Genomic DNA, 19,185 nt, shown 5'->3' with positions numbered 1-19,185 from the left:
TCAGCCCGGCCGGCTACGACACGACCGCGACCCCCGAAGAAGGACTCTGGACCCGCAAAGGCTGGGCCGGACGCCCCAGATGACCCACGACACGCCCGAGACAGACACACATTTTGGCCGCTAACCCGACCTACTGGATATCCCGTACCCGGAGCCGAGCTGGTGGCCATGATCCAGGAGTGGGCCCACGTGCTCGCACAAGAAAAGGCGGGATGGTCCAGTGGACACATCCCGCCTGTCATGAAGTGGGGCTACGAGGACTTGAACCTCGGACCTCATCGTTATCAGCGATGCGCTCTAACCGCCTGAGCTATAGCCCCGAGCCGAACCAGGAACCCCATCCGTCTGGACAGGTGCTCTCTGGCAGCACCCAGACATTACCCCAGCGAGCGGCTCTGCCCCAAACCGAAATCGTGGATCCGGCGAAGTTCGTGGTGTGACGTACGCCGGAATGCGTCAGCGGCGCCCCTCCGGCCGAGGGACGCCGCTGACGGTCGGGCTCAGTCGTCGGTGAGCGTCATGTGCACGCCACCCACCAGAGCCGCCGTGATGTTGTACAGGAACGTCATGATCGTCGCGAGCGCCGTCAGCAGGACGACGTTGCAGATGGCGACGAGCGTGGACAGGGAGACGACGCGCTCGAACTCGACATACTGCATGACGTTGAAGTTCGTCTCCTCGCCGATGGCATCGGTCACGAACGTCTGGATCTTGTCGAAGACCCCCAGGCTGTCGATCACGGACCAGAACACGACGGTCGCGACGACGGTCATGATCGCGATCGCGACGGAGAGCAGGAATGCCAGCTTCATGACCGACCACGGATCGATCCGTGAGATGGCAAGGCGCACGCGGCGAGGCCCCCCGCCGGCCTTCGGCGTGACGCCCGGCATCGAACCGGGCGTGGTGTCACCGTCCGGACCGGCGTTCCCGCCCACGGGCACGGTCTCCTCGAGTGGTACTGACGCCGAGCCATGCACCGCGCCGGCGCTGTAGTGCATCTCAGCAGGTACGGGCGATGCGGGCTGCTGAGGCTCCGTGGAGGACGTCGAGGTTTCGGGCATCGCCGAGGACACCTTCCTCGCCGCGTTACGGGCCGCAGCGAGTGCTGCCTGCGCAGCCTTGACGGCGCCCTGCTTCATGGAGGCGGCCTCGTCGGCCTCCCCGTTCTGGGCGACGCTCTCGGACGTCACAGCAGTGCCCTCGGCCCCTGCGGCTGGCGCATCGTCGGCCTGCGGCGACGGCGTGGACTGCCAGCCGTCCCCCGGCGAGTTCGTCTCGCGCGAGACCCGCGGCTTGGTGGTTTCCTCGATGTCTTCCACCTCTGCTTCCGCCGACGATGCCGTGCTGGTGCCGGGAGAGTCGGAGGAAGGGGCAGAGTTCTCCGGAGCGCCGTTCGACGCCGCGGCCGAATCCGTCGTGTGGCGGGATGACGGCGCGTCGGCTCCCGCTTCGTACGCGGCTCGCCAGAAGCCGCCTCGGGCCGGCTCCGCCTCGGGTTCGGTCGAGGCCTCGACGGCCGGGGAAGCACCCGCAGCAGGCACGTCGGTGTCCCTCCCCGTGGAGCCGTCAGCGGCCTCCTGGCCCTCCTCGGCGACCTGATCGGTTGCGTCGCCGCCGTCCGCGGCGTGGTCAGCCGACGCCTTGCCGGCGGCACCTTCCGACTGTCCGGCTCCCGAAGTGGTGCCGTCCCGGACCTGGGCCTTCTCGAACTCGTCGTCGACCTCCGTCGTCGTCGATCGGGATCCCTGTCCGGTGTCGTTGCCGCTTGTCATCAGCTGTCCTCGCGTCCGGTGCCGTCTTGCTCTGGGGTGCTCAAAACCTCGTCGGGGCCAGGTACCTCATCGCCCACGGTAACGCCGTCCGCACCAGCCTCGCCGTTCGTGGGGGCCTCGGGGCCGCCCTCCTGCTCGGCGTCTTCCTGCTCAAGGTTGCGTTCTGCGTTCCGCGCCACGGCGATGATCCGATCGCCCTTGTCCGGTTTCGCGAAGGTTACTCCCTGAGTGTTCCTGCCGGTCAGGTTGACCTCCGCGACAGCGGATCGCACGATCTTGCCACGTTCCATGATCACGAGGACCTCGTCGTCCGCATCTGTGACCAGCGCTCCCACAAGGTCTCCCCGTGCCTCGACCAGATTCGCCACCTTGATGCCGAGACCGCCACGGCCCTGCACCCGGTATTCGTCGATCCGGGTGCGCTTGGCGAAACCGCCCTCGGTGACCACGAACAGGTCCGTGCCGGGGGTGACCACCTGGGCCGCGAGAAGCTCGTCGTCCTCCCGGAACTTCATGCCCGTCACGCCTGACGTTGCCCGGCCCAGCGGCCGGATCGTGTCGTCGGCGGCGTGGAAGCGGATCGACTGCCCCTTGCGGGAGACGAGAATGAGGTCGTCGTCGGCGTTCACCAGTCGTGCGGCAACCAGCTCGTCCGGGAGTCCTTCGTCGTCCTCCCGCAGGTTGATGGCGATGAGGCCACCGGATCGCGGCGAGTTGTACTCCTGCAGCCGGGTCTTCTTCACGATGCCGCGCCGCGTGGCGAGAACCAGGTAGTCCGCGGCGTCGTAGTCAGGGATGTCGAGCACCTGAGCGATGTGCTCACCGGGCTGGAACGCCATGAGGTTGGCGACGTGCTGGCCCTTCGAGTCACGGCCCCCCTCAGGGAGCTCGTAGCCCTTCGCCCGGTAGACCCGGCCCAGGTTCGTGAAGAAGAGCAGCCAGTGGTGCGTGGTCGTGACGAAGAAGTGGTCGACGATGTCGTCCTCGCGCAGCTGAGTGCCTCGCACTCCCTTGCCGCCGCGCTTCTGCTGGCGGTAGTTGTCGCTGCGTGTCCGCTTGGCGTAGCCGCCGCGGGTGATCGTCACCACCATCTCTTCCTCGGGGATCAGGTCCTCGACGGACATGTCACCCAGATGCGGGAGGATCATGGTTCGACGGTCGTCGCCGTACCGCCCGACGATCTCGTCCAGTTCCTCGCCGACGATCGAGCGCTGCCGCTCCGGCCTGGCGAGAATGTCGCGGTAGTCGTTGATCATCGTCTCGAGCTTCGCGTGCTCGTCGAGGATCTTCTGGCGCTCGAGCGCCGCGAGCCGGCGGAGCTGCATCGCCAGGATCGCGTTTGCCTGCACCTCGTCAACACCGAGCAGTTCCATGAGTCCGCCGCGGGCCTCGTCGACATCGGGGGAGCGGCGGATGAGCGCGATGACCTCGTCCAGCGCGTCGAGAGCCTTGAGGTAGCCCACGTAGATGTGGATCTGCTCCTCGGCCTCCTTGAGCAGGTGCTCGGTACGCCGGCGGACCACCTCGATCTGGTGGATGACCCAGTGCCGGATGAACGCGTCCAGGCTGAGCGTCCGGGGAACGTCGTCGACGAGCGCGAGCATGTTCGCGCTGAAGTTCTCCTGCAGCTGCGTGTGCTTGTACAGGTTGTTCAGCACGACCTTGGCGACGGCGTCGCGCTTGAGCACGATGACGAGCCGCTGTCCGGTACGGCCCGATGTCTCGTCGCGGATATCCGCGATGCCCTGGATCCGGCCGTCGTTGACCATGTCCGCGATCTTCGCGGCAAGGTTGTCGGGGTTCACCATGTAGGGCAGTTCGGTGATGACCAGGCAGATCCGGTTCTGGATCTCCTCGACGTTCACCACGGCGCGCATCGTGATCGACCCGCGGCCCGTGCGGTACGCCTCCTCGATGCCCTTGTGGCCCAGGATCTGCGCCCCCGTGGGGAAGTCCGGACCCTTGATGCGCTCCATCAGCGCCTCGAGGAGCTCCTCGCGGGAGGCCTCCGGATGGTCGAGATACCACTTGGCCCCGTCAGCCACCTCGCGCAGATTGTGCGGCGGAATGTTCGTGGCCATGCCGACGGCGATCCCGGCGGAACCATTGACCAGCAGGTTCGGGAAACGCGACGGGAGGACCGTCGGCTCCTGGGTCCGTCCGTCGTAGTTGTCCTGGAAGTCGACGGTGCTCTTCTCGATGTCGCGCACCATCTCCAGCGCGAGCGGTGCCATACGGCACTCGGTGTATCGAGGGGCAGCCGCCGGGTCGTTGCCGGGGGAGCCGAAGTTCCCCTGGCCGGCGACCAGCGGATACCGCAGCACCCAGTCCTGCACGAGCCGGACCAGCGTGTCGTAGATCGCGGTGTCGCCGTGCGGGTGGTACTTACCCATCACGTCCCCGACCACGCGGGAACACTTGCTGAACGAGCGGTCCGGCCGGTAGCCGCCGTCGTACATCGCGTAGAGCACGCGACGGTGCACGGGCTTCAGGCCGTCGCGCACGTCCGGCAGGGCACGCCCCACGATCACGCTCATGGCGTAGTCCAGATAGCTGCGCTGCATCTCGAGCTGCAGGTCCACCTGTTCCACGCGGCCGTGGTGCACGGCCAACGCGGCGTCACCGACGCCGTCGGGGAGGTCCTCCACGCCGGGGGTCTCGTCCGTCACGTCTCTTCCTTCCCACGCCGTCCGACGGCGCGCTGTTGTCTCCCCGGTACCTCGTCACGCGGTGGCCGGGCCGCGCTCGCTCCACCCATTGCCGTTCTGACGGCATCGTGCGGGCTCGCGAACTCGCTCAGATGTCGAGGAACCGCACGTCCTTGGCATTCCGCTGGATGAAGCTGCGGCGCGACTCGACGTCCTCACCCATCAGCACCGCGAAGATCTCGTCCGCCGCAGCGGCGTCGTCCATCGTCACCTGAAGCAGGGTCCGGTTCTCCGGATCCATCGTGGTGTCCCACAGCTCCGAGTAGTCCATCTCACCCAGACCCTTGTACCGCTGGATGCCGTTCTCCTTCGGGATCCGCCTGCCCTGGGCGATGCCCGCCTCGAGGAAGGCGTCCCGCTCGCGGTCGGAGTAGACGTAGTCGTGCGGAGCGTTCGACCACTTCAAGCGATACAGCGGCGGCTGCGCCAGGTACACGTGCCCGTGTTCGATGAGCGGGCGCATGTACCGGAACAGCAGTGTGAGCAGCAGCGTGCAGATGTGTTGACCATCGACGTCGGCGTCAGCCATCAGGACGATCTTGTGGTAGCGCAGCTTGGCGATGTCGAAGTCCTCACCGATCCCGGTACCGAACGCCGTGATCAGCGCCTGCACCTCCTGGTTCGAGAGAGCCTTGTCCAACCGCGCGCGCTCGACGTTGAGGATCTTGCCACGAATGGGGAGGATCGCCTGGTTGTGCGGGTTGCGCCCGCGGACCGCTGAGCCGCCTGCCGAGTCACCCTCGACGACGTAGACCTCGCACTCCTCCGGGCGTCGCGACTGGCAGTCCTTGAGCTTGCCGGGCATCCCACCGCTGCTCAGGATCCCCTTGCGGCGCGTGGCCTCCCGTGCCTTGCGTGCCGCGATACGCGCCTGGCTCGCCTGGATCGCCTTGCGGATTATGTCCCTGGCCTCGTTCGGGTGGGCGTCGAACCAGTCGGTGAGCTGCTCGCGCACCACGCGCTGGACGAACGTCTTGGCCTCGGTGTTGCCGAGCTTCGCCTTGGTCTGGCCCTCGAACTGCGGCTCGCTCAGCTTCATGGAGATGACGGCCGTGAGCCCCTCACGGATGTCGTCACCCGTGAGGTTGTCTTCCTTCTCCTTGAGGATGGCCTTGTCACGTGCGTAGGTGTTGACCAGGCTGGTCAGCGCGGTGCGGAAGCCTTCCTCATGCGTGCCGCCTTCCGGAGTGGAGATCATGTTCGCGAAGGTGTGCACGGACTCGCTGTATGCGCTCGTCCACTGCATGGCGACCTCGGCCGAGATGTTCCGCCCCTCGTCCTCCGCCTCGAAGGCGACGACCTCGGGGTGAACCAGGTCGACCTTCTTGGCCGCGTTGAGGTGGGTGACGTAGTCGACGAGGCCGCCGTCGTACCTGTAGGTGACCGTCCGGCCGCCCGACGACGAGGCCCGGTCCGCCTCCACGCCCGGCGCACCGTCCCCGGCGACGGCCTCGCCGTCCGTGGTGGTGATCGTGCCGGCGACGTCGCCGTCCTCGACCATTTCAGGCGTCACCTGCGGGATCTGACCGGTGACCTCGTCCTCGTTGCCGGCGTGGCCGGCACGCTCGTCCGTGAGGGTGATCTGCAGGCCCTTGTTCAGGAAGGCCGTCTGCTGGAAGCGGGACCTCAGCGTCTCGAAGTCGTACTCGGTGGTCTCGAAGATGGAGTCGTCCGCCCAGAAGGTCTGGATGGTGCCGGTCCGCTCGCCGTCCGCCATCGGTCCGAGGCGCTGGACCTCGCTGGTCGGCTCGCCGCCGTCGCGGTACTCCTGCTTCCAGTGGAAGCCGTCACGAATGACCTCGGAGACGAAACGAGTGCTGAGCGCGTTCACCACTGACATGCCGACACCGTGCAGGCCACCGGAGACGGCGTAACCACCTCCGCCGAACTTGCCGCCGGCGTGCAGGATCGTCATGACGACCTCGAGAGTCGGCTTGCCCTCCGTCGGGTGCATCGCCACGGGGATCCCGCGACCGTCGTCGACCACGCGCACCCCTCCGTCCGCCATCAGGGTGACGTCGATGGCGGTGGCATGGCCCGCGAGGGCCTCGTCGACAGCGTTGTCGACGATCTCGTAGACCAGGTGGTGCAGTCCACGTTCGCCGGTCGAACCGATATACATGCCCGGTCGCTTGCGAACGGCCTCGAGACCTTCCAGGACGGTGATGTTCCCGGCGTCGTAGCCGCCGTCGATTCGCTCTGTCACGGGCGGTGTAGCTCCTCGTCTTTCAGGCGCACGCCGGGCTGGAGGAGTGGTCCGGGCCCGGCGTGATTGTCCATGTCAGTCTACCGCCAGCACGCGGAAAACACTGGATTCCGAGCCGTCTGGGGGCAACTCTCCACAGGGTCTCCTGTTGAGTGAAATACACGTTTTGATCAGGTTGTCACCCCAGTAGTGGGTGAAATTTTGCCCTTCGCGCTCGAAGCAGTCGGATGGGTGGCCAGCAGTACGGATCGCTTTGTCGGGATCGATGCCTTCCGATCAGCCAACGGGCAAGGAACTCGAACGGACTCGCCGCGGGAGACACCCGTGCGTTGCTTGTCGGAGCGGGCGCCGCGGGCCCCTTGCCACTCCCAGTGAGCCCTCGGCCGGCACCGGATGTGACGCACTCGACGTCGCTCCCGCGACGAACCTTTGACCCGCGTCGTGGCAGTGCTCCGCTCGGTGGCGGTGAAGACCCAGGAGCTGACGCTCCTCACTCCCGCGCGAGGGGATCTGGACCTGCAAGCGCAAGCGCTCGATGCGCGCAGGGTAATCGGACAATATGGTCTTAGACCTTATTTCCTATTTTGGCAGGTTTCTGGTCTAATCCGACGTGATCCCCGGCAGCGCCCCCCCCAGCGCAATGTTCGCAACTTCGAAGGATGACACCGTGAAGAAGTTCCTCGCCGGCAGCGCTCTCACCGCCGTCGCACTCGGTGGGATGGTCGCCATGGCTCCCGCCGCATCCGCCCACATTCCCAACACCACTGCCGACTGCAACGGCCTCAACGTCGACCTCAAGCAGTATCACGGCGGCTCCATCGAGGTCGTGATCGACGACAAGGTCGTCGACTCGACCGAGTTCCCCGGTGGCTCCGAGTACTGGAGCAGCTTCGTGAAGCAGTACCCGTTCGAGGACGACACCGTCGAGCACACGTGGTCCGTCACGGTCGACGCGTACGACGACGACCAGTACGACTATGCCGACCAAGGCAGCGTGGCCGCCTGTGCCACGCCACCGGCCAAGGAGACCGCGGTCCCGGCCACACCGGAGGTCGTCGCCGGCTGCGCCGTGAGCATGGACGACGTCGTGCTCCCTGAGAACTCCGACACCGTGTCCTACTCGAAGAACGACGCGGGCGTCGTTGCCGCTCTCGTCTCGGACAACTTCGAGTGGATCAAGGACCTCGGGGCCTGGACACCGCAGAACGACGGCTCCGTGCTCTTCCCCGCCGACCTCCTCCTGGTCGAGGAGAAGTGCGAGGAGGCGCCCACTCCGCAGCCCTCTCCGTCGGTGTCCACCGAGACCGAGCCCTCGGGCGAGCCGTCCACGCCGTCCGCCGAGGAGGAGCCGCCCGTGCTCGCGGCGACCGGTGCCACTGTCGGCGGCGCCGCGACCTTCGCCCTCCTCCTCGTCGGTGGCGGCGTCGCACTCGTCATCGCTCGGCGGCGCATGGCCAGGAACTGACGCCTCGAGCGCGACACACGGCAAATGATCAGGTCCGCCGCCCCGGTCGGGGCGGCGGACCTGATCATTTGCCGGCTGGGTGGCATGGATCGACAGCCGATGACAGACAGGACGGGCGAACAGCTCAACCGAACGTGTCCCTGGGACCTGGGCCACGCACCGACCTGGGCCCTCGCCGAAAGCCTGGCCCGGCCGGTCCCAGCACCGACACCTCCTCGACGACGCCTTCTCCGATCTCCTCCGCCATTCGTCGCAGCAGGTTGGGCACCAGCATCCGCAGCTGCGTCGCCCAGGCGGTGGAGTCGGCACGCACCACGAGCACCCGCTCCTCGAAGGTGACGGGCGTGCAGTGTTCCGCGACATCGTCTCCGACCACATCCCGCCACCGGCCCATGACACCGCCCACCGAGACGTCCTGCGTCCAGCCCTTCTCCCGAAGAAGCCGCCCGACCACGGAGCCCAGAAGTTGTGGATCCCGCGCATTCGGGCCCTGGGATTCCTTGCGCGGCTCGGCCAGCGGCGAGCGGCGTGCAGGGGAGCCGGGGCGAAGCCCCTTGGCCCGCGCGGCGGCCTTGGCACGGTTGAGGGCTGCCCGAGCGACCTCTTCCGGGGGTGTCGCAGGGACCTCGTCGGAGACCCCGGAAGCTCCTGACGCCCCACCGTTATCCACAGCATCTTGTGGATAACTTCCGGAGGCTTCAGTGGCCCCGAAACGATGTCCGGCACCCCTTCCCGCTGGCCTCCCCGGCCGCTCCTCGTCACTCACGTGTGACCGCTCCTGGTTCCACGTGAAACCTCACGCCGTCGAGCGATGCGGGAACATCCTCGGGTACGGCTGCCGTGACGAGCACCTGCCGCGCAGGAAGAACGAGCTCCGCCAGACGCTCTCGCCGACGGGCGTCGAGCTCGGCGAAGACGTCGTCGAGTATGAGCACAGGGTCCGCATCTGTGCCACGGTCCGGGTCCCAGAACGCAGGCGCCGACGGGGGAGGTGTACCGAGCTGCGCAGCGCCTCCCAACAGCCAGAACGAGGCCATCCGTAGGGCCAGGGCGAACGACCACGACTCCCCGTGGCTCGCGTATCCCTTGACGGGCAGACCGCCGAGGGTGAGCAGCAGATCATCCCGATGTGGGCCCACAAGGCTCACGCCACGATCGAGTTCCTGCTGCCGGACCGCGTCGAGCGCGGCCACCATCCGCTCCCGGATCCAAGCCACCGACGTGGCGCCCTCCACGCTGTCGCCCGACCCCCTGAAGGCTTCCGTCCGCACCCCCTCGTCACCGGCGGACACCCCACCGGATGCCGCCGGCGCGGGAGCCGATCGGGACAACCCGGGACCGCCTGAGCCGCCTCCGGACGGAGAGTTATCCACAGGTTCTGTGGACGACGACTTGTAGTCGAGCAAGGCCTCGCCCTTGCCCTCGCTCACCAACTCATAGGCGGTGGCGACGACAGGACGAAGCGCCTCGACGAGTTGAAGCCTCAGCGACACGATCTCCGCGCCAAGTTCCACGAGGCGCCCGTCCCACACGTCGAGTGTTGCGGTCGCCGCTGCCTCAGGCCCTCCCGAGCGACGAACGGCTCGGGCCGACTTGAGCAGCGCCGAGCGCTGCTTCAGCACCCGGTCGTAGTCGGCGAACACTGCCGCGAACCGCGGAACCATCAGAACGATGAGCTGGTCCAGGAACCGACGCCTGCCGTCAGGATCACCCTTGACGAGCGCCAGGTCCTCCGGCGCGAAGAGCACAGTGCGCAGAATGCCGAGCACGTCCCGGGCGCGGCCCGGCTGACCACGGTTGATCCGGGCGCGGTTGGTCTTGCCCTGTGAGATCTCCAGCTCGACCGTGCTGGCCCGGTCTCCCCGCACGATGCGGGTGCGTACCACCGCGCGAGACGCCCCCGCACGAATCAGCGGCGTGTCCGTGGCGACCCTGTGCGAACCCAGGGTCGCCACGTATCCGATGGCCTCGACAAGGTTGGTCTTGCCCTGGCCATTGGCCCCGACGAACGCATTGACCCCGGGTTCGAGCTCTACGTCGACGCTCGGGTACGAGCGGAAGTCGAGGAGGCTCAGGTGGGAGACGTACAGCGGTCTACTCGGCCTTCTTCACCGCATGACCGCCGAACTGCTGTCGCAGCGCCGCCACCGCACGCATCGCCGGTGAGGACTCCTGCCGCGAGGCGAACCGTGCGAAGAGAGCGGCCGAGATCACCGGCAGGGGCACGGCGTTGTCCACGCCCTCGTCGATGGTCCAGCGGCCCTCGCCGGAGTCGTCGACCCAGTCGTCGAGACCTGCGAGGCCCGGGTCCTCCTCGAGTGCCTTGACCATGAGGTCGAGCAGCCAGGATCGAACGACGGTGCCACGCTGCCAGGCCTTCATCGTCCCGTGCACGTCGGTGACGACGTCCTTCTTGGCTGCGAGCAGCTCGTAGCCCTCCGCGTACGCCTGCATGAGGCCGTACTCGATGCCGTTGTGGACCATCTTCGCGAAGTGACCCGCGCCGACGGTCCCCGCGTGAACGAAGCCCTCCTCGCGCGGACCTTCGGGACGCAGCGCGTCAAAGACCGGCATGACCGTCGCGACGTGGGACGCCTCACCGCCGCACATCAGTCCGTACCCGTTGTCCAGACCCCAGACGCCACCGGAGACGCCGCAGTCGACGTACCCGATGCCAAGCTCGGCCAGCTCGGCAGCTCGCTCCTGGTCCTCGACGTAGTGAGAGTTGCCGCCCTCGACCACGATGTCGCCCGCGGTCAGCAGGCCACCCAGCTCGTCGATGACGCCCCGGGTCGGGTCGCCGGCCGGGACCATCACCCACACCACACGAGGCGCAGGGAGTGCGGCGACGAGGTCGGCGAGCGAGGCAACGTCGGACACCTCCGGGCGGGGATCGAATCCCGTGACCTCGATGTCGGAGCGCCGGAGACGCTCCCGCATGTTGTTGCCCATCTTGCCGAGACCGACCAGGCCGATGTGGCTGACCATGTATTTCCTCCAGGAAGTCCTTCGCGGGCACGACACACATGGCCTGTCAGGCGACGAGAGCGCACGACCGGCCGGGCGGAGGTCAGCCCGTGAAGCGAATCGGGACCAGCAGGTAACGGTAGGTCGAGTCGTCCTCGCCGTCGAGCGAGTCCTGCCCGGTGAACTCGACCGGCTTGTTCGGGTGGGTGAACGAGAGACGCACGAAGTCGGTGCCGAGAGCACCGAGGCCGTCGAGCAGGTACTGAGGATTGAACGCCACGGCGATGTCCTCGCCGGTAAGCACGGCCTCCAGCGCCTCGGAGGCCTGGGCATCGTCACCTTGGCCCGCGTCCAGCACGACCTGACCCTCGCTGAACGACATCCGGATCGGCGTATTCCGCTCGGCCACCAGGCTGACCCGCTTGGCCGCATCGATGAGCGGCGCCGTTGCCACGACCGCGTGGATCGGCGAACTGTCGGGGAAGAGCCGGCGAACTGGCGGGTAGTCGCCATCCACGAGTTGGGACGTGGTGTGGCGTCCGCCGGCCTCGAAGCCCACGAGATCCACACCGTTCCCTGTGGACAGGCCGACGTTCACCGCGCCGCCGCTCGCGCCGAGCGAGCGGGCGACGTCGTTCAACGTGCGGGCACGGACCAGCGCGATGGCGGAGAACCCAGGGGTCGACGGAGTCCAGGTCAGCTCCCGCAGGGCGAGCCGGTAGCGATCCGTGGCCAGCAAGGTGATCTTCTCGTCCTCGATCTCCACACGGACGCCGGTGAGGAGCGGAAGAGTGTCGTCCCGGCTCGCGGCGACGGTGACCTGTGCAACGGCGGCAGTCAGAGCTTCACCTGGAACCGTCCCGCTCAGCTCCGGCATGGCCGGCAGCGCAGGGTACTCGTCGACCGGCATCGTCAGCAGGGTGAAGCGACTCGCGCCACAGGTGAGGACGACCTTGTTGCCCTCGAGAGTGACATCGACCGGCTTGCTCGGGAGCGCACGGGAGATCTCGGCGAGGAGCCTGCCGGAGACCAGAACCGTTCCGGGCTCTGCCACCTCCGCGGGAAGCTCGGAACGAGCAGAGGTCTCGTAGTCGAAGCTGGCGAGGTTGAGAATGCCGGAGGGATCCGCCTCCATCCGGACGCCGGCCAGAACCGGTGCCGGAGGCCTCGTGGGGAGAGTGCGCGCCGTCCACGTGACGGCGTCCGCCAGCACGTCACGCTCGACCCTGAACTTCATCCCGTTCCATCTCCCTCGCAGAGCCTCGTTCCGTACGTGCCAGAGCCTACGCGAGGTGACTGACGTTGACGACGGGGGAGGAGCGTTCGCATGGAGGTGCTTGCTCACAGCGATGAGTCGTACTAATGTTCGAATGGTCAGATTCGGCTCCCACAGCCTATGAAGGCGTTCGAGTTCCCCTTCTAAGAAATCTGTAGTCGTAGTAGTAGGGGTTGTGGATACTGGGGATAACCGCTGTTTTCGCTGGTCAGGCGGGGTTTGCGGGTGTGGACAGCCTGTGGGTGGAGCTGTGGGAAAACTAGGGGTACATGTGGACGGCCGATTTTTACCCACAAGCCATCCCCAGTTCTGGCTCTGTTGCCCACAGGTTTCAGCAGGTTGTCCACACGTCTTCCACAGGTTCATCCACAGGGGTGTTCCTCCATGGATCGCCTCGAAGCGAGGTTATACACAGATTCTGTCCACAGGCCTGGGGATGGAGGATAGTCACCCCCGGAATCCTGCGGATCTGGTTGTGCACAAGTCTGTGGATTCGTGGGTGTGGAGCAGGACCAGAGTTATCCACACCGCAATCCACAGGCCTGTGGAGATGTGGATGAACGAGCGACACAGCAGCGTCGTCACAGGTCAGGAGTGTGAGCGTGGTTGTGTACAGGCCGGCGAGGGTGCATGACACCAAGTCGCGCGGAAGGAGCCCTCAGGGGGCCGCCTGAGGTGTCAGGACACGCGGTGCTGCTGCTTGATCCGTGCAGTGAGCTCTGTGACCTGGTTGTAGGTGGACCGGCGTTCAGCCATCTGCCCGGCGATCTTCTTGTTCGCGTGCATGACCGTTGTGTGGTCCCGGCCGCCGAACTGCTGGCCGATCTTCGGCAACGAGAGCTCGGTCAGCTCACGACAGAGGTACATGGCGATCTGTCGGGCGGTGACCAGCACGCGTGAACGCGAGGTGCCGCACAGGTCCTCGATCGGCAGACCGAAGTAGGCAGCGGTCTGGGCGATCACGACGGCAGGTGTGATCTCCGCGGTGTCGTCGTCGTCCGTGATGAGGTCCTTGAGGACGATCTCAGCGAGCGTGAGGTCGACCGACTGCCGGTTGAGGTTCGCGAACGCCGTCACGCGGATCAGCGCACCCTCCAGCTCGCGGATGTTCGTCGAGATCCGTGAGCCGATGTAGGAGAGCACCGGGTCGGGCACGTCCAGGTGCTCGGATGCGGCCTTCTTGCGCAGAATGGCGATCCGCGTCTCCAGATCCGGCGGCTGGACGTCCGTGATCAAGCCCCACTCGAAGCGGGAGCGCAGCCGGTCCTCGAAGCCGCTCAGTTGCTTCGGGGGCACGTCCGACGTGATGACGACCTGCTTGTTGGCGTTGTGCAGCGCGTTGAAGGTGTGGAAGAACTCCTCCATCGTCTGCTCCTTGCCCTGCAGGAACTGGATGTCGTCGATGAGGAGGACGTCGACGTCGCGGTACCGGCGCTGGAACGAGCCTGCCTTGCCCTCGCCGATGCTGTTGATGAAGTCGTTCGTGAACTCCTCCGAGTTCACGTACCGCACGCGGATGTGCGGATAGAGGTTGTGGACGTAGTGCCCGATCGCATGCAGCAGGTGGGTCTTGCCCAGTCCCGAGTCCCCGTAGATGAACAGCGGGTTGTACGCCTTGGCCGGAGCCTCAGCCACCGCGACGGCGGCGGCGTGCGCGAACCGGTTGGACGAGCCGATGACGAAGGTCTCGAAGATGTACTTCGGGTTCAGACGCGTCTGCTCGCCCGTCGGCTTCGGTGCAGGCTGCGGAGCCACCGGCATCTGCGCCTCGGCCGGCTCGGGAGCCTCGTCGGTCAGGCTGGTCGGGGCGTGGGAGATCTGCGACGGTCCGGCAAGCGACGAACTGCTCAGCTCCGGGTCCACCGTGATGCCGAAACGTACGTCCCGCCCGAGCACCTCCGATACGGCAGACGACAGCTCGTCACGGACCGCGGTCTCGAGGTACGTGCGGGTCTGCTCGTGCGGGACCGCGACGAACACCATGTCGTGGACGATCGCCATCGGCTTCGCCAGCCGGATGAAGGCGAGCTGCCGTGGGCTCATGTCGGGACGCGCCTCGAGCGTGGTCAGCACTTTTGCCCAGACATCGGCGAGGTTGTCGTCCGGGTCGGCCACGGTCGTTCCTAACGGGTCGGGTCGCGCGATGCTGCGAGACCGGTGCTGAATCTGTGACGGAGAGCCCGTCCGCTCGACGTCGTCTCGTAGCGCGGGGACTCTCCGGAGTCTGCCATGATGAGGCACCGTCCACACAGTTGTCCACAGGTTGTGGATACTGTGGACGGCGGTTATGCGGGCAGGACCCGTGGCGTCGCAGGAGCCCGGTGGCGAGCTGTCGGTGTGGCAGGAACGACACCGTCGAACGCCGTTCGGGTTTGACCGAAGGCCGCCCGAAAGCGTAACGTCAGACAGCCGTTCCAGGTACTTTTGCGCGCTCGCCGCCGGTCATCCGCCGGGCTGCGTGGCCGGGCCCGGGTCGGCAGCCCGGTCGATGTGAGTGTCGACCGGACGAACCCTGCATCGGCACTCGCCCCTGCATCGACTTGTTCGTCGAGGACAGGCTGTGCCCTTCCCGACGTCTTCCAGGAGTACCTCGTGAGCAAGCGGACCTTCCAGCCGAACAACCGTCGTCGTGCCAAGACGCACGGCTTCCGTCTGCGTATGCAGACCCGTGCGGGACGCGCGATCCTCGCCAACCGGCGCGCCAAGGGCCGCGCCAAGCTTTCCGCCTGATCATGCTGCCAGCGGCGCACCGACTGCGCCGTTCCGTTGACTTCGAACGGACGGTGCGCCGCGGCACGCGTGCGGGACGACCGACCTTGGTGGTCCATCTGTTCACCGATCGCGGTGAGGACAGTGGAAGACCGCCTCAGGTCGGTCTTGTCGTTTCCAAGGCGGTCGGCAATGCCGTGCATCGCAACCTGGTCAAGAGGCGCATCCGCGCCTCTGCTGCCGCCTGTGTCGATGCACTGCCACACGGTGCGAGCGTCGTCGTGCGGGCATTGCCGCCGTCGGCGTCGGCCTCCTACCAGGAGCTCGACGATGACCTCCGTTCTTGCCTGTGGCGCGCCGTGAAGAAAGATGCACGGGGAACCAGCGGTTCCGGACGGTCGTTGGCTGAGACGAGGGCCGGCTCGGCGGCCGACCCGACAACGGCGCCGACGAACCCCATGAACGGCGGAACGACAGCATGACCTCGTGGACCGATGGTTTCCGGCTCGCGGCGCTCCGGCCCGAGTCGTCAGGTGGTCGCCTGGGTGACCTTCCCGTGATCGTGCTGGTGGCGATGATTCGGGTGTACCAGGCATTCATCTCGCCGATGAGTGGTCCCACCTGCAAGTACTACCCCTCCTGCTCGCGATATGCGGTGATTGCGCTGCGTCGCCATGGTGCACTCCGTGGGCTGGGCCTTGCTCTCTGGCGCCTGCTGCGCTGCAACCCCTGGAGCCTGGGCGGTGTCGACGACGTCCCGCCCGCGCGTGATCGTCGTCGTCGGGCAGGTGCCCCGAACGACGGCGCCACGCCCGCCGCGCCGCACCTGCACTGAGCACCGCTCGTGCAGACTCGTCCGTGCGCGACGACGGCCTGAGGGGTCGTCGTCGCGCGTGGCTGCCGGGCAGCGGCCCCGGTTTCCCCCGACTTCCGCAACAATCAGGAGTGACTGAGACCGATGGGTGACTTTTTCCTCTGGGTCTGGCTGAAGCAAGGCGTGTCCTGGATCATGGTCGGCTCGCACGAGCTGTTCACGTTCCTCGGTCTGCCGGACGGCCCGGGCGTTGCCTGGGTGCTCGCGATCGTGATGCTGGTGATCGTGATGCGGATCCTGCTGATCCCGCTGTTCTTCAAGCAGATCAAGGCGTCCCGCGGGATGCAGATGATGCAGCCCGAGCTGCAGGCCGTGCAGAAGAAGTACAAGGGCAAGACCGACCCGGCGTCGCGCGAGGCCATGACCCGCGAGACGATGGATCTCTACAAGAAGCACGGGACCAACCCGTTCGCTTCCTGCATGCCGCTGCTGCTGCAGTCACCGATCTTCTTCGCATTGTTCAGTGTGCTTCGCGGCCTGAAGCCGATCGCGGACGGCCAGAGCGAGCCACTGACTCCCATCACGCAGGAGGTCGCCTCGGACATCGAGCAGTCCACTCTGTTCGGTGCACACCTGTCCGACGTCTTCATGCAGGACTCGACGGTCACGGCGAAGATCGTCATTGCCGTGATGATCCTTGCGATGTCCGCCACCACGTTCTTCACGCAGCGTCAGCTGACCATGAAGAACATGCCGCCTGCGGCCCTCGAGGGGCCGATGGCGCAGACACAGAAGATCATGCTCTACATGCTGCCGGTGATCTTCATGATCTCTGGTGTGAACTTCCCGGTCGGCGTGCTGATCTACTGGACGGTCACGAACCTGTGGTCGATGGGCCAGCAGTACTACACGATCAAGCGCATGCCGGCTCCCGGATCGAGGGCCGAGAAGGAAATGCAGGAGCGCAAGGCCCGCAAGGCCAAGGAGCGGGCGCTCAAGCGTGGTGAGCCCGTCCCGGAGGAGGTCGTCGAGGTCCTGGAGCCGAAGCAGCGCGGTCAGCGCGTTCAGCCCAAGCGGAAGGACCGCCGGAAGGGCGCTCCCCGTCAGCCCGTGGCAACAGCTCAGGCCGCGCCCTCGGACGAGTCGTCGGATGATGATGGTGCCCCTGGTGCCACGGCCGGGTCGTCGTCCACGTCGAACGCAGCGTCGGCAGGTGGTACGTCGGAGAACGGGTCGCCGAACGGGGACAAGGGCAAGGCGAAGACGAGGCCTGCCGGCAGCACGCCGTCGGGCAAGCGGAAGAAGAAGTAGGAGGAGTGCGATGAGCGAGTCCACTGCCGGTGCGTCGACGACTGACGACCGTACCGTCCGCCTCGAGGAAGAGGGCGAGATCGCGGCCGACTACCTCGAGGAGCTGCTCGACATCGCCGACCTCGACGGCGACATCGACCTGGATATCAGGTTCGGCCGGGCCGCCGTCGAGGTGCTCTCGGAGGACGGCGGCAAGGACCTGGACCGGCTGGTGGGGCGTGACGGTGAGGTACTCGATGCGCTCCAGGAGCTGACGCGCCTTGCCGTTCAGGTGAAGACTGGTGAGCGGTCTCGGCTGATGCTCGACGTCGCAGGTTTCCGTGCGGCACGGCGCGCCGAGCTGACGAAGCTGGGGGAGTCGGCGGTCGCCGAGGTCCGGAAGTCCGGTGAGAAGGTGGCCCTGGAGCCGCTCAACGCGTTCGAGCGGAAGGTCGTGCACGACGTCGTCGCGGCTGCTGGACTGGTGAGCGACTCCCAGGGCGACGAGCCACACCGGCATGTGGTGATCCACCCTGCGGATGCCGCGGAAGGGACGTCTTCAGCTGACGACGCGCACACCGAGTCAGCCGCCGGATCCGTCCGATCAGGTAGTGAGGTGGCAGAGGCGACGTCCGATGCGCCCACGGAGTCGGCCGGCATGGTGGAGTGATACGACGTCCGGTGGTGACCGGACGGTGGAACGAGTGAGGGCCGGTGCGGTGTCGCACCGGCCCTCACCATGTTGGTCGGGCCATCACAAGGTGACAGACCGAATGCACGTGCGCGTGAGGGGAGTGAGTGATGAAGACTGAGGGCATGGATGATCTGGTGCCAGACATGGAGACGCTCGGAAGGAGCAATGCTGTCCGTGAGTACTTCGGAGATCGGTATGACACGGTGCACAGGTATGCACAGATGCTCCTGGACCAGGGTGAGCTTCGAGGGCTGATCGGGCCGCGGGAGATGCCACGCCTCTGGGAGCGGCACATCTTGAACTCCGCTGCCGTGGTGCCATATCTCGCGGAGGCACGGTCAGTGGCCGACGTCGGCTCGGGGGCCGGGTTGCCCGGCGTGGTGGTGGCGATCATGCGGCCGGATGCCGAGGTGCTCCTCGTGGAGCCGATGGAGCGGCGTACCACCTGGCTGCTGGAGGTTGTCGAGGAGCTCGAGCTGTCGAATGTCGTGGTGAAGCGCGGCCGTGCCGAGGAGTACGGCGGGGCATTTGAGGTGGACGCAGTGACGTCGCGGGCCGTGGGCGCGCTGTCGAAGCTCGTCCGCGTCTCCATGCCTCTGGTTCGTGTCGGTGGGGAGCTGGTGCTGCTGAAGGGGCGGAACGTGCGCGATGAGTTCGATGCGGCACGCAAGGTGCTCCGGAAGTTCGGTGCGGGGGATCCAGAGGTACTGCCGGGGAAGACCATCGAGGGGGTTGAGGTGACGACGGTCCTCCGGGTGGAGAGGCGGAAGTAGCCAAGCGGTTTCACGTGAAACGCCATGGACGGTCGACAGGGAGCACACTCAACTCTCGCAAGCCACCCGTCATCAGACGGGGCATGTTGCCGTGCCGCCCGGAGGTTGGTGGTCGGGGCGTGCTGTGCCGGCCGAGTTCTCTGCCGCCCCTGCATTCAGGGCTGGGCGCTGAGTCCGTCTCGAGCTCTGCAGCGGGATGAGGTGATTCAGCTCGGACCCAGGGCGTCAATGCTGTCACTCGCATGCCCACGGGGCATCAACAGGACATCAGTGGGGGAGTGTCACATGGCGGGTCGAGCGTTTCACGTGAAACGGGCACGAGGCCGTTGTCGGCCTTGTTGCATATTGACGCTTCGACAGGCCGGTCAGGGCGTACCTGCCTAGCGTGAGTGGGTGCACTCAATTTGGGGATGGTTGAAGCGGAGGATCAGGCAGCAGGCAACTGCACGCAGCAAGGTCGACGAGGGCACGGCGTCCAAGGCGACAAGAGCCGAGAATCGTGTGGAGC

14 protein-coding genes, 1 tRNA gene and 1 pseudogene are annotated in these 19,185 nt (G+C 66.4%); 7 read left to right on the top strand and 9 right to left on the bottom strand.

Features of this window, described 5'->3' with window-relative positions; genetic code table 11:
• Positions 1-246 precede the first annotated feature (246 nt).
• From HGK34_RS13950 to gyrB, 4 genes are all read right to left on the bottom strand, one after another.
• Positions 247-320 (bottom strand) — tRNA-Ile (locus HGK34_RS13950).
• Between the two features lie 180 nt (positions 321-500).
• Positions 501-1,775, bottom strand: a complete 1,275-nt coding sequence (locus tag HGK34_RS22785) for a DUF3566 domain-containing protein (RefSeq protein ID WP_244666736.1) — start codon at positions 1,773-1,775, stop codon at positions 501-503.
• Complete coding sequence (gene gyrA, locus HGK34_RS13940) at positions 1,775-4,444, bottom strand: DNA gyrase subunit A (RefSeq protein ID WP_201848372.1); 2,670 nt, start codon at positions 4,442-4,444, stop codon at positions 1,775-1,777. The genes HGK34_RS22785 and gyrA overlap by 1 nt, the downstream gene beginning before the upstream one ends.
• A 127-nt stretch (positions 4,445-4,571) precedes the next feature.
• Positions 4,572-6,689 (bottom strand): DNA topoisomerase (ATP-hydrolyzing) subunit B, encoded by a 2,118-nt coding sequence (gene gyrB / locus HGK34_RS13935; protein ID WP_201848370.1) that lies wholly within the window; start codon positions 6,687-6,689, stop codon positions 4,572-4,574.
• 667 nt (positions 6,690-7,356) lie between these two features.
• Here gyrB and HGK34_RS13930 point away from each other — a divergent pair.
• On the top strand, positions 7,357-8,154 hold the full coding sequence (locus HGK34_RS13930; RefSeq protein ID WP_201848368.1) for a hypothetical protein: 798 nt from the start codon (positions 7,357-7,359) through the stop codon (positions 8,152-8,154).
• A 124-nt stretch (positions 8,155-8,278) separates the two neighbouring features.
• On the opposite strand, the gene HGK34_RS23565 is transcribed toward HGK34_RS13930, so the two are convergent.
• From HGK34_RS23565 to dnaA, 5 genes are all read right to left on the bottom strand, one after another.
• A complete protein-coding gene (locus HGK34_RS23565) occupies positions 8,279-8,824 on the bottom strand; it encodes a DciA family protein (protein WP_201848366.1) in 546 nt (181 codons plus the stop codon).
• Between the two features lie 88 nt (positions 8,825-8,912).
• Positions 8,913-10,244: a DNA replication/repair protein RecF gene (gene recF, locus HGK34_RS13920; RefSeq protein ID WP_201848379.1), complete on the bottom strand. Its 1,332-nt coding sequence runs from the start codon at positions 10,242-10,244 to the stop codon at positions 8,913-8,915.
• A 4-nt stretch (positions 10,245-10,248) separates the two neighbouring features.
• On the bottom strand, positions 10,249-11,142 hold the full coding sequence (gnd, locus tag HGK34_RS13915; RefSeq protein WP_201848363.1) for a phosphogluconate dehydrogenase (NAD(+)-dependent, decarboxylating): 894 nt from the start codon (positions 11,140-11,142) through the stop codon (positions 10,249-10,251).
• A gap of 82 nt (positions 11,143-11,224) precedes the next feature.
• Positions 11,225-12,358, bottom strand: a complete 1,134-nt coding sequence (dnaN, locus tag HGK34_RS13910; RefSeq protein ID WP_201848361.1) for a DNA polymerase III subunit beta — start codon at positions 12,356-12,358, stop codon at positions 11,225-11,227.
• A gap of 717 nt (positions 12,359-13,075) precedes the next feature.
• On the bottom strand, positions 13,076-14,512 hold the full coding sequence (gene dnaA / locus HGK34_RS13905; protein ID WP_201848358.1) for a chromosomal replication initiator protein DnaA: 1,437 nt from the start codon (positions 14,510-14,512) through the stop codon (positions 13,076-13,078).
• 477 nt (positions 14,513-14,989) lie between these two features.
• On the opposite strand from dnaA, the gene rpmH reads away from it, so the two are divergent.
• The 6 genes and pseudogenes from rpmH to rsmG all read left to right on the top strand — a co-directional run bounded on the left by rpmH (position 14,990) and on the right by rsmG (position 18,677).
• Positions 14,990-15,127, top strand: a complete 138-nt coding sequence (gene rpmH, locus HGK34_RS13900) for a 50S ribosomal protein L34 (RefSeq protein ID WP_201848355.1) — start codon at positions 14,990-14,992, stop codon at positions 15,125-15,127.
• Between the two features lie 2 nt (positions 15,128-15,129).
• Positions 15,130-15,588, top strand: a complete 459-nt coding sequence (gene rnpA, locus HGK34_RS13895) for a ribonuclease P protein component (protein ID WP_201848353.1) — start codon at positions 15,130-15,132, stop codon at positions 15,586-15,588.
• A 92-nt stretch (positions 15,589-15,680) separates the two neighbouring features.
• The gene (gene yidD, locus HGK34_RS13890) at positions 15,681-15,941 is read left to right on the top strand and encodes a membrane protein insertion efficiency factor YidD (RefSeq protein WP_244666741.1); all 261 of its coding nucleotides are present in this window, start codon (positions 15,681-15,683) and stop codon (positions 15,939-15,941) included.
• 123 nt (positions 15,942-16,064) lie between these two features.
• Entirely contained in the window at positions 16,065-17,231 is a 1,167-nt protein-coding gene (yidC, locus tag HGK34_RS13885; protein ID WP_201848349.1) for a membrane protein insertase YidC, read from the top strand.
• Positions 17,232-17,241: 10 nt separating this feature from the next.
• Positions 17,242-17,748: pseudogene (locus HGK34_RS13880) on the top strand (Jag family protein); the annotation flags it as partial.
• A gap of 263 nt (positions 17,749-18,011) precedes the next feature.
• Positions 18,012-18,677, top strand: a complete 666-nt coding sequence (rsmG, locus tag HGK34_RS13875; RefSeq protein WP_244666735.1) for a 16S rRNA (guanine(527)-N(7))-methyltransferase RsmG — start codon at positions 18,012-18,014, stop codon at positions 18,675-18,677.
• Positions 18,678-19,185: the final 508 nt, after the last annotated feature.

The organism is Myceligenerans indicum (genome assembly GCF_016742955.1).
Taxonomy (GTDB): domain Bacteria; phylum Actinomycetota; class Actinomycetes; order Actinomycetales; family Cellulomonadaceae; genus Myceligenerans; species Myceligenerans indicum.
The sequence above is the reverse complement of the archived record's forward strand: the minus strand, read 5'-3'. Positions and strand labels throughout refer to the sequence as shown.